Raw genomic sequence first — 14,111 nt, 5'->3', positions numbered from 1 at the left:
TTCCAAAAGAAGAGCACAGATTTCCACAGATTGTCCGGACTTTTTTCCTTGTGAAAATCCGGCAGGATTGTCCGCCTATCGCCGTCGAATTCCGCTGTCCGGCTGCAATTTGCGGGGTTGTGTGTTTAGTGGCGGGTTTGTTGCGCGGTTCAGGCGAAATCAAGCGGGCTGACGGTGTTATAGCGCGTTCCGGTGGGGTAGCCGGGCCAGGGGCCGTCATCCTTTTCCGGCGTGGCGGATTGCGGCGCGACGGGGGCGGCTTCCTGCTTTGACGGCTGCTGCTGCGCGTCGGTTTTTTTGGCTTTGCCGCCTGCGCAGCCGGAGAGCAGCACCGCCGCAACTGCGGCGCACAGCGCGAAAAAACCGCCTCCAAGCAGGGCTTTGGTCTCGCTTTCGGTCGCGCCGGCGCGTTTTGCCAGTTCCAGAAGTTTATTGTTCATGGTCTCCTCGCCAGGGAACACTCAAGCAAACTTCCGCGTCCCCGCGCAAACCGCCGCATTGCCGCGCGCAGTCCTTCCATCTTTCGCTTTGCTGATTCATTCCCAGCGCGGCGGCGCAATACGCCAGATTTATATAGGTGTCCGGGCAGTCGCGGTAATATCCGGCGGACAGTTCAAATGCGGACAACGCGGCATGATAATCCCCGCAGGAGGCGGCTTTGAGTCCCGCCGAGAATTCCTCCTGCGCCTTTAGCGAAAGCATTTTTTGCGAGAAAAATGCTTTCGCCCGCTTTTTGTGCGCGCCTTCGCCCAACAGGTCCGGCCCGCAGGAGGAGCAGGCTTCGCAGACGCTTTTGCCCGCCAGAATTCTGTCAATCGCGGCGCGGGACCAGGCGGCGGTTTTTGCAAATGCGGCGTCCTGCGACAGCGGCGCGGGCGGTATGGCCAGGAATTCCCGCTCGCAGCGGGCGCTGAATGCGCCGCCTTCCAGTATAAGCGCGGCGCGCAGATAAATGCCCGGCGAAAGCCCGGCGTTTTCAAGCGTTCTGAAAAATACGGACACCGCCGGCGCGCAGCAGGCGGATTCATAGAGGCAGGAAGCGAAAACCTTGCCGTCGCTCAAATCCACCAGCCTGCCGTCCGGCGCGGCAACGTTGCGCAGCCGGGTTACAAGGGCCTCCGTCTCGCTGGAAAGGGTTTCCTCGGAAAAATCCGCAAGGCCGCACACTGCAAGCCTGCGCCTGAAGCGGCAGAACAGCATTTCGCCGTCCCGGCTTTCGGTTTTCTCCGCAATGACGCGGACGGCGGGGTTGTCCGTTCCGGCTTCAAAACGCTCCACGGCTTTTATTTCAAAGCCCTGCGCGCGCAGTTTTTCCGCCAGCAGTTCCTCCGGGAAACAGAAAACATGGCCCATGCCGGCGGTTTCAAGCCCGTATATCCATTGCAGCAGCCGCTCCCGCCCGGCGCGCGCCGCGCCGCCGAAACGGGCAAAAGCTTCGGCTATATCCGGCGTTTCAATGACAAGCCGCCCGTCGGGGCGCAGTATGCGGTAAGCCTCCGCCAGAAAGAAAACCGCCTTGAAAAATCCCAGATGCTCTATAATCTGCGCGGCCAGTATTTCCTCCGCGCATTCGTCGGGGAAATCCATGCAATGCGCGCTGAAGGAGGCATCCGCGTTCGGGTTGAACGGGTCCGCGTTCTCGTATCCGGCGCGGTAATCGCGCCCGCTGCCGATGTTGATTTTCATTTTAGCAGTCTCCGCCACAGCCGCCAGAGCGGATTGCCGGTTTTTTCCGGGAACAGCTTTTGTTCTATCGCGCGAAAACAATAGGGGTCGTTGTGTTTTTTGCCGGTCAGCAGCGCGCTCATCTCGCCGCAGCCGCCCCTGCACGAGAACCGGTTTTCGCAGTTGCGGCAGTTGTCACCCAGCTCCAGCATGTTGAAATTGCGGTTGCAGGCGAAATAATCCGGCGATTCCCAGATTTGCTCCAGCGGGGTTTGGCGGACATTGGCTTCGGGCGGCTCTCCGTTGAGGGCGAGGCAGCCCTTGACCCCGCCGTCGCTCTGTATTCCCAGCACGGACAGCCCCGCCTGGCAGCCCTTCCATCCCCCCAAGCCCAGCTCCGGCAGGATGAAGGAATGGTATCCCAGGTCATGCGCGCCGATTACCGGCAGTTCCGCATTGGAGCAGCTTTTTTTGACGCCGCCGATGAACAGCCCCACGGAGTAAAACTCCTCCTCGTCCAGCATGAGGCCCTGCGGAAATCTGCTGCCTTCCGCGCCGGCGGTCTGTATCTGCCAGGCGATGTTTTTGCCGCGCAGCAGATCGCGCAGCGGGCCCAGCTGGGAGAGGTTTTTTTTGTGGACGGCGGTTATGGCGGTTACGGGCAGCCCGGCGTCGCGGCATTTAAGCAGGAAATTCCATGACTTGCGCCATGCGCCGGGGACGCCGCGTATCAGATCGTGAATCTCCGGGTCGGCGGCGTCTATGCTTACGGCCACCGCGCGGGGTGAAAGGGATTTCAACGTTGCCACATCCCCGTCGGTTCCCGCCGCGCCGTTTGTGATGACCGACAACTCCATTCCGTTATCCCGCACGCGCCGGGCGATTTGCGCCCAGTCGCCGCGCAGCAGCGGCTCCCCGCCCATCAGGGCGACGCCTTTTGCGCCGGCTTTCTTCAGCGAGTCGGCAAGGGCCAGCGCCTCGCGGGTGTCAAGCTCGTTTTCGCGGCATTTGCCGGCGGAGGCGCCGCAGTGGATGCAGCGCAGGTCGCACTTGAGCGTTATTTCCCATACCGTGCACCAGAGCGTGCGCCTCATTCCAGTTGTCCCGCCGCGCGCCGGCCAAGCGGCACGCTTACCGCCAGCCACAGCCCCGCCGCGCATACCGCAATCAGCGAATACGGCCCCGCCGCCCCGGTCAGCGCGCGCCAGGCGGAGAGCGAAACCGCAGTCGCGCCTTTTGAAAACCTGTAGGTGACCCCGTCCACAATCTGTTTGGCGCGGTAGCGCGCGTCATAGGAAAGTGGCACGTAAATAAGCTCCTTGGCGGCGCGGAAAATGGAATAATCCAGGCTTTTGAACGCGCCCAGCGCGAAGGCCGCCGTATACAGCGTCGGATGCAGCGCGACGGATGCCGCTGTCGCCAGGTGCAGCGCCGGTATGGCCGCCATTATCGCGGCATAAGGGACAAAGCGCAGCAGCGCGGGCGCGAGAACGAACTGCAATATCCCGGAGGAGATGTTGGCATACATCAGCACGCTGCCTATAAAGGCGGAACGCGCGTCCCTGCCGGAGATGGAGTTTTCCACTACCTCGTAGAGCTTGAGATTCAGCGCGGTGGCCACCATCTGGGACAGGAATATCGCGCACATCAGCAGCAGTAAAGTGCGGTTTTCCCTTATCAGGGAGAGATGCAGATGTCCCCCTGCCGCGCCGGTTTCGGTTTCGGAGGGGCGCGGCTCTCCCGCTAGGCGGTAGGACAGCCATATCAGGACGGCGGCGGGCAGTATGGCCGCGGCGGCCAGCAGAATCAGTTGCTCCGTGCCCAGAGAGGAGGCGTATGTCTTGATGAACCAGTCCGACAGCGCGGGGCCTATGGCCGCCCCGCCGGTGATGGGGCCGTTGTAGAGTTTCGCGCTGGCCGGGTTCAGCGTGCTGTTGATGAAAGACCAGTACTGCTCCACCAGCAGCACTATGTAGACTTCCGTGAACAGGTAAAACGCCGCCGGGGCCAGGCGCAGCCCCGGATGCCCTTTTGACGGAATGCAAAGATACACCGCGGCGAAAAATACGGCGGAAGCCGCCATGGACAGCAGCATTGCCCTCATCGGGCCGCGCGCGGACAGCACGCGCGCATAAAGGTAGACTGCCGCGAGCATCGCCGCCGGAACGGCTGAAAGCGCGTAAGGCATGCGCGAGGAACCGTAGGCGTCCATGAACACCGTCGCCGCCGCGATTCTGGCGAACTCGTAGCCTCCCACCAGAAACGCAGCCGACAGCGATACCGCCGCCATAGAGAAAAACAACCGCATTCCGCCGCACCGGTTCATCCGATGAAATTATATAAAAGTAGCCGGAAGGAAATTACAGATTTATCCGCAGGAAACCGGCGGTTGCTGCGGCTTTCGCAGTGGTCTCGTCTTTGGTGAGGATTATTACCTGCCAGCCGGTCCCGCCGAAATCCGCTATTGCGGACATGGCGTTTGACGCGCGCGCCCTGTCCAGCGAGGAAAACGGCTCGTCCAGCAGCATGAAGGCCGGGGTTTTGTAGCCGGAAGAGGCCATTGCCATCCTGATTGCCAGCCACAGCATGTCCGCCGCGCCGCTGGAAAGCCACTCCGCCGGACGCTCCCCCAAATCCTTATGCCGCGCGGTTATCGCGCCGGCTTCAAACGGCGAGGATTTTGCCAGCGACAGGCCGGTGTATGCTCCTCCTGTCATGCGGGAGAAGGCGGGGGCCGCGTTCTCAACGCAGTTGCGCAGCATCTCCATATTGGCGCGGGAAATGTCGCTTACTGTCCTGAAAGTTTCTTCCGCTGCCTGCCGCCACAGCGAAATTTCCGACACGGCGCGTTCCGTATTCTTTAGCTTGGCGAAAACCTCCGCCACCGGCATCCCGAAACTTCCCTCCAGCCGGGACAGGCTGTCGGTAACTTCGTTGTATTCGCGGTGCAATTGTTCGCGCGCCGCGGTTATTTTCTGCGTTTCCTGGGAAGCCAGGGTCATATCGGCCTCGGCCTCGCTTTGCGTCCGCAGCGCCGCCGGGGGGGGGAGGGTTTCAAGCTGGCGCTCCCGCTCCCTGATTTTCCGGTCCAGGTCAAAGCCGATGTTGCGCCGGGTTATGTCCGCTGCAAGGGTTATCTGGCTTTCCGCCTCGTCCCGGCTGCGGTGCAGGTATTCCAGCTTTTCTATGCGCGCCGCCAGGTCGCCCAGGTTCCGGGCGCCAAGCGCCTTCAGCCCTGATTCAAGCTGGCTTTTGAGTATCTCAAGCCGCGCTGATATCTGGGCCAGCGCGGCTTCTTCCTCGGCGCGGCGGGAAAGCGCGCGGGACAGAAGGGTTGCCAGCACATCGTGTCGTTCGCTCTGGGCGATGTGGACGCTGTCTTCCCTGCTGACGGCTTGGCGGACCTGGGCGCGGCTTAGATTTTTCCATGCAGGCCCCATGCCGGACAGCGCGCCTTGAAATTCGTTTTGTGCGGCAATCAGGGCGGCTTTGGCTTCCGCGGCGGGGCGGCCCCCGTCTACGGCCCGCAGCGCGGCGTAGGCCGCCAGCGCGGCCCCGGCGGACGCTGCCGCGGCCAGAAGCATCCCCGACAGTCCCGCAATACGTCCCGCAGCGTAAACTGCGGCTCCCGCGGCCAGCGCGGCAAAGGCCGGCGCAAGCGCGGCGGTTTTGCTTTTGTGGTAAAAGCCGCCGCAGACTTCCTCGCGGCTGGACAACTCCGCCTCCGCGCGCATGAGCCGTCCGCGCGCCTGCTGCGGGGCGATGGCTGCTAGGCGGGCCTCACATTCGCGCATCAGCGCGGAATTTTCCTCCAATGTGCGGGCTATGTCGCCAAACAGTGCGGTTTTTTCGGCGGATTTGCGGGCGAGGGCGTTTATCTCCTCCTGCAGCACATTGTAGCGCATGAGGAGGGACTGGTCTATTCCGCCCAGTTCCGCTATGCCGCGCTGAGTCTCGTCGTGCCGGCGCTGAAGCTGGCGCAGCATATCCAGCTTTATGAATTGCAGTTCGCGCTCCAGCCGGCTGACCTCGGCCTCCCGCGCTTCATGCTCCCGCTGTTTTGACTGAAGCTCCCGCGCAAGCTCGAATTTCCGCCGGGAGAGCGTTTCCATGTCGCCGCTCTGACTGAGCAGCTGGCGCAGGTCCGCGAGGGTTTTGTTTTCCTCCGTCCAACGTTTGCCCCAGGAGGTGGTTTCCTTGTGGTCGTATATTTTGCGCAGCTCGCCCAGCGCGCGCTGCACGTCCACCTCGCCGCCGGACATGACGCGGGCGGTGAAAAGCTGCATGAACCGTTTTTCCTGGCTTTGCACGCGGGCCTCGCCGGCGCGGATTACCAGCAGCGCGCGGAAAAGCTCCTGCGGGAAATCCCCCTGCGGGGGCGGCGCGCCCGAGGAGGCCGACAGCGCCGGCTCCGAGAATTCCGCCGACGCCGCCGGCGTGTCGCCGTATCTGGCGTAGAACTCCCTGCCGAAGGAGGAGTTGGCGCGCGGCAGGCCGTAAAGCGCGGCGCAGACGGCATCCGTAAAAGTGGTTTTGCCGGCCTCGTTTGCGCCGAAAATGACTGCCGGTTTCCCCTCCGGCGCGAATTCCCGCCCGGAGAGCGCGCCGAAACTGCCGGTTTTGAGTTTGAGCAGCTTCATAGCAGTTCGTCCGGGTCCGCTCCCGCGCCGGTCAGCGCGCGCCAGCCCAAGAACGCCACCCGCCTTGCCATATCCTGCGCGGCGGGGGTTTGCGCGGCGGCGGCGTTTTCACGCGCCCGGCGCAGGAAGGAAAACATTATCATGTCCGCGGCGCGGGACCGGGTGTCTTCTGCCTTCACGGAAATTTCCGGGCCGCCATCCGGTAGCGCGCTCCAGCGCGCCCTTGCGGCCGCAGCGGCCTCTTTCACTCGCGCGGCGTCGGCTATGCCTTCTATGACGATGCCGAGCAGCCTGTCCGGCGGGTTTGCGCGGGCCAGAGAGTCCAGCCTGTCGGCCAGGGCGGACTCGTCGCCGGGGAAGACGAATATCCTCTCCCGCCGCGCGCTGCGCGCGGATTTAAGCGGCAGCCGTGCCAGAGAGACATTGCCTTCCTCCGCCGTTACGGCATTGACGGTGTGCGGGCCGTCCTCGGTGATGCGCACCGCATCGGGAGAGCCGCAGTAGGAGGCCAGGCAGCCGTCCGCGTCCCACTGGGCGAAGCGGTGTATGTGCCCCAGCAGCGCGGCGGAGAAACCGGCGGCGCCCAGGTCGCGGTCCCGTATAAGCAGTTCCCCGCCCTCTTCGGCGTTTTCCGGGTCGTAGGCCCAGCCGGCAAGTTCCGCCCGGTCGCAGGCGACGCCGTGCATAAGCGCGATTTTGACAGGCGCGGACGCGACGCCAAGTTCGCGGAACAATTCGGACGAGGAGGCCGATCTGGCAAACGGAAAACCGTAAAACAGCGCGGGCCCCAATTGAAAAGTCTCAAACGGGGGCTTGCGCAGTATGCGCACATTGGCGGATTGTCCGATATCCAGCCGCCCGGAGAACGGGTCATCCCCGCGCAGGAAATCGTGATTGCCGGGGATTATCAGGACCGGAACCGCCAGCGGGGCAAACGTCTGGCGCAATTGCGTTTCAAGTGAGGATGCCTCCGCCGCGCTGTCAAAGAGGTCTCCGCATATTGCCAGCGCGTCGAAATCCCTGGCCAGCGCGCATATCTCCGCCAAGACGGCAAGCCGCCGCGCCCCTTCGGGCGAGGCGGGGTTTTTCAAATGCAAATCGGCGGTATGGAGTATTCGCACGGCAGTTTTATTCTAGCAGTTTGCGCGGGGCGGTGAGCCTGAAAATCAATGCTCCTGCCATGCAGGCCGCGCCGCTTATTGCGAAGGCGGCCCGCACCCCTATCCACTGCGCCACGGAGCCGGAATACAGCCCGCCGAAAGGCGCAAGCCCCAGAAACGCCATCGTGTAATACGCCATCACCCGCCCGCGCATATCGTCGGCGGAAATGGACTGGAGCATGGTATTGCTGGCGGCTATCTGCGTCATCATCGCAAAGCCAAGCAGCGCAATGACGCAGACCGCCAGCGGCAGGCTTTTGACTAAAGAAAGCAGTATCAGCGTCCCGCCGAAGGCCGCCGCCGCGACGGGTATGGCCGGCAGTAGTTTTCCCGGCGATTTGCGCGCCGCCAGCGCCACTGCGGCGCACAACGCCCCCGCCCCCGCCGCGCCCATCACAATGCCCAGAGTTTCCGGCCCGCCTTTTAGAACCTGTTCCACATAAACCGGCATCAGCACCTGGTATGCCATGCCGAACAGGCTCACCGTTCCCATAAGAAGCAGTATATGCGCCAGCGGCGGCGTGGCAAGCAGATATTGGAAACCTGCCATTATCTCCGGCAGGACGCTGCCGCGCCCCGGCGCGGCGCGGCGGCGGGGGATGTCCATTTTGTAGAGCGCGATTATCACGGCTATAAAGCTAACCGCGTTGAGGAGGAAGCAAAACCCCTCCCCGACCGCCGCCACCGCCAGGCCGGCCAGCGCGGGGCCCACCATGCGCGCGCCGTTGACTATGGAGGAGTTCAGCGCGATTGCGTTGTTCAAATCCTCCTTGCCGCCCAGCATTTCCACGATGAAGGACTGGCGTATGGGCATGTCAAAGGCGTTTACAAAGCCCAGAATCATGCCCAGAAATACTATATGCCATATCTGCACCCAGCCGCCCAGCACCAGCGCGGCCAGCGTAAAGGCCTGCAGCATGGCCGCGGTCTGCGCCGCGATAAGCATTTTCCTTTTGTCGTGCCGGTCCGCCAGGACGCCGGCTATCGGCGAGAAAAGAAAGGCGGGCAGCATGTTCAGAAAGCTGACAACCCCCAGCAGCCAGGCGGAGCCGGTCATCCGGTACACCAGCCAGCTCATGGCCAGCTGCTGCATCCAGGTACCCACCAGCGAAATGCCCTGCCCCGTTATAAAAAGGCGGAAATTGCGATGCCGAAGCGAGCGGAAAGCGGAGCGCATCCTGTCCATAGCCCTATTTTAGCATTGCGCCGGCATGGCAAACACCGTCGTATCAGGGTTGCTTCCGTGAAGGTTTGGCGGGGATGGGTCTTTTGGCCCTGTCCGGCGCATGAGCATTCCCGCTAGAATGGTTTCAGGAAGCAGGATGATTGTCCTTGCCTGCAAATGCTTGCGAATCTAAAGGAGTGGGTATATGGGAAAATTTGCCTTGGCCGCGCTTGCCGCAATACTTGCCGCCTCTCCGTGCAGTTGGGCCATGAAGCACGAGCTTGCCGCTGAAGACAACAATCAGCCTGTAGCCGCGGAACCGGGCGATGTAATTGTTGTTACGCTTGTGTCCAATCCTGAAACCGGCGTATGGAAACTTCTGCCGGCGACGCGTTCTGCTTTTATTGTGCTGCGGGAGGATTTCAGGCCTTTCCAGGGCGGACAGCAGGGCGAGGATGGCGAATATATGCTGGAGCTGAAGGTCCGCCGGCACGGCGCGTCAGTTATAAGTTTGCGCTATTTGTCATGGGAAAATGGTTCGTACAGCCGCAGCTTCGATGTCCCTGTCAGCGTAACGGAAAAAAATCAGGGAGAGAAAGACCTCGTGCCGCAGGCCTTTTGAGCGGTTTGAGTTCAGATATCAGAACAGCAGGTCAACCTCGCCCGTAACCGTATATCCGGGCGCCCTGCCCGGCACATAATTGGCGCCCAGGGAAATTTTAAGCGGCAGTATGAACTGCATCGGCGTCCATATCCAGCGGGGCAGTGTGTAATTGTCCAGCCCCAGCAGCGACCCCGGCTGTATCCCTATCGTCGGCGAGAATGCCAGGCGGTTCACGCTTTCCTCTCTGGCGATGCCGGCTTCCAGATAGGTGTAAACGGAAAAGTAATGCTTCCGGGAAACCCATATATCCCAGAAAAAACTCTTGCCGGCGGCGATTCGTGTCACGTTCGGCGCAAGTTCGCTTTCCAGCGCGGCCAGGTATGAGGCAGTGTAGCCGGACCAGTAATCCACGGAACCGGTTTTGTCGGCCATGTCGTGGTACCTGGAGGAGTCCATCACATTGAGGCGCAGCCCCAGGACGCCCCTGGTTTCGTAATCCGCGCCCTCGTCGTAAGTGCCGAAGAAGCCGGTTACCGTGTTGGCCACGCGCGAGCGTATGAAGTTGCGGCTCTGCGGCGGCGCGTTGGCCTGGTTTAACTGCTCAATCCTGTCCTGCGGCAGATTGTAGCGGCTCAGATCCGAGCCGTAGGGGACCGGCACGTAATGCAGCGCCCTGCAATTGTCCAGCAGGAATTTTTCCTTGGCGTCATCTCCATCGTCCGGAAACCGCTCGGCGACGGAAGGGGCATTGCCGCCGCGCAGCCCTGCGCGGTAGGCGGACCACAACTCCTCCAGCGAGACGCGCGCGGCGGCGCGCGCCATGGCCGCGTGCGGCGTGTCGGTGCTTGCCGCTATGGCGTCATAAGAGGCGGCGTTTTCCCACTGGTCCGGCACGCGGGCGAGCATGTTGTCCCCGTAGGTTTTCCAGATGTCGCCGTTGAGGTTCATGACAGTGAGGCCCAGCTTGCAGTAAAAATCGTGCATCGGCTTGTTGTTGACGGCCCCGCCCAGAAGCGAGCGGCGCACTATGATATGCCCGGAGGCGAAGCTGTCTTCAAGAAAATGGCCGCAGAATCCCTCGTAGAGGAACGCATAGGAAAGATAAATTTTGCCCCGCTCCGGGTCCGATGCGGCCAGTCGGCCCGCTTTGTCCGCCATTTCCATCGCGAAAAGATGCAGCGTCGCGTACGTGTCCAGCGAGTTGCTGCGCTCCAGCTCGGCGAATACCTTTTTGCCGTTCATCGGGGATTCAAGCAGCCGGAGGTGGTTTTTGTCCACCATGCCGAGTTGCTTGTCCAGCGCGTCGCCGTAATTGTAAAAGTGGGAGTAATTCCTTATGGCGAGATACGGAAACCTGGGATTTACGGCCGCTATCTCGGAATAAGATGGCTGGTCGGAGAACATGGCGTTTTTCCTGGCGTTGAGCGCGATTATCTGATTCATCACCGAATAGCGGTGCATCAGTTCCTCGCGCAGGCGCAGGGGGTTGTCCTCGTGATCGCCGGAGAGGCCGTTTATCACCCCGAAAGTGGCATAATTGGGCGGATTGGAAAGGGGGATGAAATACGGCGCCTCGTCCCCGGCGCATTTGATGGAGGCGGCGCTTTCAAAAAACGCGCACAGCTCATCGCGGCTTTTGAACTCGCCGGAGCGGACAAGCCCGTCCATGAAACCGGAAAATGCGGAGTCCCCAAGCGCGCGGTGCTCGCTGAAATTGAACGCGCGGGCCTCCCGCGCGCAGCCAAGCGCAACCGCTGCCGCGCATATGACAGGGAATAGAAACCGGCGCAAATAGATTCTGTGCATAGACTGCCGCAGCCGGCCTGGCGTTCCTGCACGTCCTGCCGGTTTATGAGAGTTTACAACTTTGCGCCGGAATTTTCAGCGTTACCGCGGATAGCCGCGCCGGAGCATTCCAATCATTTTCCAAGCTTTACGGCTATGGTCAGGCCAAGTATCCAGATATGGTCCGGGGCGTACCAGGAGCCGGCCAGGCCCATCTCCATCGGGGGCAGTTTTGCGAAAGACAGGTTGTTCCTGACCCATTTGCCCAGGGAGCCGTGCAGGGAGCTTTTCAGCAGCGCGGGAAGATTGTCAGGACGCACGCCTATCATTATAAGCGGACTGGCCTTGGTGTTTGCCACGTTGAGGCAGTAGCCTGCGCCCAGGCTTGCATATTCAACGGGGTCGGAGCCGTCGGCGGCCCGGTCGTGCAGCACCACAAGCGGAGCATAGGCTGTGGCCAGAGTCATCCCGTTGGGGGAAAAGGCTATCATCGTGCCTTCGCGCACGTTTTCAAACAGCGACGCCAGATTTATATCCGTCGGCGCCGAAAGGCTTCCCGCCGCGCCCGCAAGCGCGGAAGGGGCCGCAGTCTCTGCGGCGCGCGCCGCATACGGCATTATGGCAGACAACAGAAAGGCTCCAAGCATCAGTTTCTTTTTCACAGATTTCTCCTGTTTTATCCCGCGCAGCTTTCCGCCTGCGGCGGTTTCCCCGCTTCTCCGCCCGACGGCAGATGATACAGCTTTCCCGCCAGCGAGGCGAACCATTCGTTCACCGCGTCCGGCCCGCCGTCTGCCGCCGGGGAAAATTCTTTTGTCAAAGCGCTGGCGATATGGTAGCCCAGCGCGCGGTAAGCCTCGAACTGCGCCTCGTCAAAGAACTGGTCGGCGGTGGTTTCATGCGGGAAGGCGGGATTGCGCTGCCAGTATTCCCGCACGTATTCGTCCATATCCGCGGGAAGCGAGGACTTGATATAAAGCAGCCAGCCTTCTTCCGCGTCGCCGCCGTATTTTATCCGTCCCAGCGCATAGGGCCGGCGGCTTATGCCCTTGCCGTCGCGGCGAATATCCCGCAGGTTGATGTCTATCTCTATGCCGAAGTCTATGCGCGCCTGCCGTATCACCTCGGCCAGCCCGCCGAAGCGGAGCTGCGGGTCGGCCTCGCTGTCGCAGGCGATTATATAACGGCAGCGCCGCCGGAGCAGTTCGTAGATGCCGAGATTCTCTATATGCCCGCCGTCGCTGACGTTCACATACGGCGAATTCTCGTCCAGCCGGCCCAGATATTCCCGCAGCAGATACGCCGGCCCCACTCCCAGGCGCGGCGGCCTGCCGGCGTTGAGCCGCGCGGGATTGGGCAGCCAGTAGTCCAGCCTTATGTCAAGCAGCGTCAGCAGCAGCGCCAGCGGCCTTGATGCCGCATCCCCCATGTTCGGCGCGGCGGCGGCGCCGGAAACCGCCATGGCGGTTCCAAGGTTCAGATGCGCGTCGGCCTCCTCCATTGACTTGGTGGGGCAATAGCCGGTGCTTTCGCTTCCGGTAAACAGGCTGCTGAAGACGAAATAATCCGCTCTGCGCGCCTCCACGCGGCTGGTCCTGCTGTGCTGAAGGTTCAGCGCGGCGTTTATCAGATGATACGGCGCCCAGCAGCCGTGCTCGTAGAGCGAGGATAGCTTCTGCCCGTCGTTATGCAGCGGCGCGCCGCCCGGCCCCCGCCTGAAAAGGTACGCTTTGCTGAGCCGGTCGCGGTAAAAACTGTGCAGCGAGGTGTGGTTTACATCCGCCGCCAGCGTGTAAATCGCAAGCGCGATCAGCAGCAGCGGTATGGCGCATAACGGCCCCGGCGCGCCGGCAAGGAACGCCGGCGTCCAGACGCGCCCGATGTTGGAAAGCGCTTCCCCCAGCCAGGCCGGCCCGCCGCCGAACAGGAACACGTTTCCGGCGAAGATAAAAAGCAGCCCCGCCGCCGCAAGCCCGGACAGCGCGGCCAGTATTTTCCCCGCGCCGCCGCCCCTGCCGCCGGCCAGCTGCGCCAGCACCGGCAGCGAAAGAACCGGGACCAGCGCCTTCCAGCCCCCGATTATTTCGGGAACGCCAAGCTGCCTCAGCTTGATGTTGAGGTATTTAACCGCAAGAATGGCGGCGGGAAAAGATTCCGCAAGCGCGACGCCGGCCAGAGCCATAAGCAGGAAAGCGTAGAAATACTCCGCCCTGTTCCTGCCGCGCCAGCAGCCGCAGACGCTTCTTCTGGCCAGCGGATATATAAGGACTCCCGCCAGAAACAATCCCAGCGCCCAGGGCGTCCATCTGTAGAAATCCGAGCAAAGCGCCTTCAGCGCGGCAAAATCCAGCCCGCTTTCCGCCAGCGTCCTGCCGGCTGTCGCTATCGCGCCGCGCGACAGCGCCCATTCCGCCAGTATGAACAGCAGCGCGTAAGGTAGCACCAGCAGCAGATTTGACAGTATGCCGCACAGCAGCAGCGCCGGCATTTTCGCCGCGCTGGCAATGCCTCTTGGCGCAAGGTAGGAGCCGCCCAGCCGCAAATGCTTGAAAGCCGGGCTTTCCTCCACGCCGGGATAGTGCGCGAAAGGGAATTCCCTGCCGAACACGGCGGGGTCGGAATCGTTAAGCAGCGAACTGAGGCAGGAGCCTGTGTAGCCCCCTCCAGAAACGGTGGACAAGTAATCCGCCCGCCACAGCAGTTTTTCGCGCGCCAGCACCTGCAGCACGCCCAGATTGAATGTGGCAGAGCGTATGCCTCCGCCGGAGAGGGCTATGCCGCATATATCCCCGGGCGTATTTTCGCGCGGACAGATTTCAGGTGTGCTCCGTGCCGCCTGCCGCAGCCGGGCAGGCAGCCCTGCCGCCCAGCCGGTAATCGTTTTCCAGAATGCGGCTGCCATCCCGGCGGCGGACGCGGCCTGCTGCCCGCCGGAAACGGCGCGCCGCTCTTGTGCGCCGCTGAAAGCGGGCTGCCATGCGGCATTTATCCGTTCCCGCCTGCCGCGTATAAATTCCATCTCCGCCGGGAAAACCGTTTCGTCAAACTGAGCCGCGCCCGCGCCGTGATATCCCTGGTTTTTCTTCATCATC

The 14,111-nt window shown here is 62.0% G+C and carries 11 protein-coding genes; 1 reads left to right on the top strand and 10 read right to left on the bottom strand.

The annotated features are described in order from the left end of the window. Positions 1-149: 149 nt before the first annotated feature. The 7 genes from WC421_05670 to WC421_05640 are packed head-to-tail and all read right to left on the bottom strand — an operon-like array spanning position 150 to position 8,651. Positions 150-440, bottom strand: coding sequence for a hypothetical protein (locus tag WC421_05670; GenBank protein MFA5161714.1), 291 nt, complete (start codon positions 438-440; stop codon positions 150-152). Continuing rightward, the gene (locus WC421_05665; GenBank protein ID MFA5161713.1) at positions 430-1,686 is read right to left on the bottom strand and encodes a hypothetical protein; all 1,257 of its coding nucleotides are present in this window, start codon (positions 1,684-1,686) and stop codon (positions 430-432) included. The genes WC421_05670 and WC421_05665 overlap by 11 nt, the downstream gene beginning before the upstream one ends. Beyond that, the gene (locus WC421_05660) at positions 1,683-2,759 is read right to left on the bottom strand and encodes a radical SAM protein (protein ID MFA5161712.1); all 1,077 of its coding nucleotides are present in this window, start codon (positions 2,757-2,759) and stop codon (positions 1,683-1,685) included. The genes WC421_05665 and WC421_05660 overlap by 4 nt, the downstream gene beginning before the upstream one ends. Continuing rightward, on the bottom strand, positions 2,756-3,991 hold the full coding sequence (locus WC421_05655; protein MFA5161711.1) for an Npt1/Npt2 family nucleotide transporter: 1,236 nt from the start codon (positions 3,989-3,991) through the stop codon (positions 2,756-2,758). Before WC421_05655 ends, WC421_05660 begins: the two co-directional genes overlap by 4 nt. A gap of 34 nt (positions 3,992-4,025) precedes the next feature. Continuing rightward, positions 4,026-6,305, bottom strand: coding sequence for an AAA family ATPase (locus tag WC421_05650; GenBank protein MFA5161710.1), 2,280 nt, complete (start codon positions 6,303-6,305; stop codon positions 4,026-4,028). After that, a complete protein-coding gene (locus WC421_05645) occupies positions 6,302-7,426 on the bottom strand; it encodes a metallophosphoesterase (protein MFA5161709.1) in 1,125 nt (374 codons plus the stop codon). The genes WC421_05650 and WC421_05645 overlap by 4 nt, the downstream gene beginning before the upstream one ends. A gap of 7 nt (positions 7,427-7,433) precedes the next feature. After that, positions 7,434-8,651 carry an MFS transporter gene (locus WC421_05640; protein ID MFA5161708.1) on the bottom strand — a complete coding sequence of 406 codons (1,218 nt, stop codon included), beginning with the start codon at positions 8,649-8,651 and terminating at the stop codon, positions 7,434-7,436. Between the two features lie 184 nt (positions 8,652-8,835). Here WC421_05640 and WC421_05635 point away from each other — a divergent pair, with 184 nt between their 5' ends. Next, a complete protein-coding gene (locus WC421_05635; protein MFA5161707.1) occupies positions 8,836-9,252 on the top strand; it encodes a protease inhibitor I42 family protein in 417 nt (138 codons plus the stop codon). An 18-nt stretch (positions 9,253-9,270) separates the two neighbouring features. On the opposite strand, the gene WC421_05630 is transcribed toward WC421_05635, so the two are convergent. The 3 genes from WC421_05630 to WC421_05620 form a co-directional block, all read right to left on the bottom strand. Further along, positions 9,271-11,040, bottom strand: coding sequence for a hypothetical protein (locus WC421_05630; protein ID MFA5161706.1), 1,770 nt, complete (start codon positions 11,038-11,040; stop codon positions 9,271-9,273). Between the two features lie 113 nt (positions 11,041-11,153). Further along, positions 11,154-11,681, bottom strand: coding sequence for a hypothetical protein (locus tag WC421_05625; protein MFA5161705.1), 528 nt, complete (start codon positions 11,679-11,681; stop codon positions 11,154-11,156). Positions 11,682-11,695: 14 nt separating this feature from the next. Next, positions 11,696-14,110, bottom strand: a complete 2,415-nt coding sequence (locus WC421_05620; GenBank protein MFA5161704.1) for a hypothetical protein — start codon at positions 14,108-14,110, stop codon at positions 11,696-11,698. Position 14,111 lies beyond the last annotated feature (1 nt).

It is taken from the genome of Elusimicrobiales bacterium, assembly GCA_041651175.1.
Taxonomy (GTDB): Bacteria; Elusimicrobiota; Elusimicrobia; order Elusimicrobiales; family Elusimicrobiaceae; genus JAQTYB01.
Note: the sequence above shows the minus strand (reverse complement) of the source record. Positions and strands in the feature narration are given on the sequence as shown.

Bases quoted from the DNA above. Each gene is read 5' to 3' on its own strand.
- WC421_05670 (MFA5161714.1), bottom strand. From the start codon at position 440: ATGAACAATAAACTTCTGGAACTGGCAAAACGCGCCGGCGCGACCGAA.
- WC421_05660 (MFA5161712.1), bottom strand. From the start codon at position 2,759: ATGAGGCGCACGCTCTGGTGCACGGTATGGGAAATAACGCTCAAGTGC.
- WC421_05630 (MFA5161706.1), bottom strand. From the start codon at position 11,040: ATGCACAGAATCTATTTGCGCCGGTTTCTATTCCCTGTCATATGCGCG.
- WC421_05620 (MFA5161704.1), bottom strand. From the start codon at position 14,110: ATGATGAAGAAAAACCAGGGATATCACGGCGCGGGCGCGGCTCAGTTT.
- WC421_05640 (MFA5161708.1), bottom strand. From the start codon at position 8,651: ATGGACAGGATGCGCTCCGCTTTCCGCTCGCTTCGGCATCGCAATTTC.
- WC421_05635 (MFA5161707.1), top strand. From the start codon at position 8,836: ATGGGAAAATTTGCCTTGGCCGCGCTTGCCGCAATACTTGCCGCCTCT.
- WC421_05665 (MFA5161713.1), bottom strand. From the start codon at position 1,686: ATGAAAATCAACATCGGCAGCGGGCGCGATTACCGCGCCGGATACGAG.
- WC421_05650 (MFA5161710.1), bottom strand. From the start codon at position 6,305: ATGAAGCTGCTCAAACTCAAAACCGGCAGTTTCGGCGCGCTCTCCGGG.
- WC421_05655 (MFA5161711.1), bottom strand. From the start codon at position 3,991: ATGAACCGGTGCGGCGGAATGCGGTTGTTTTTCTCTATGGCGGCGGTA.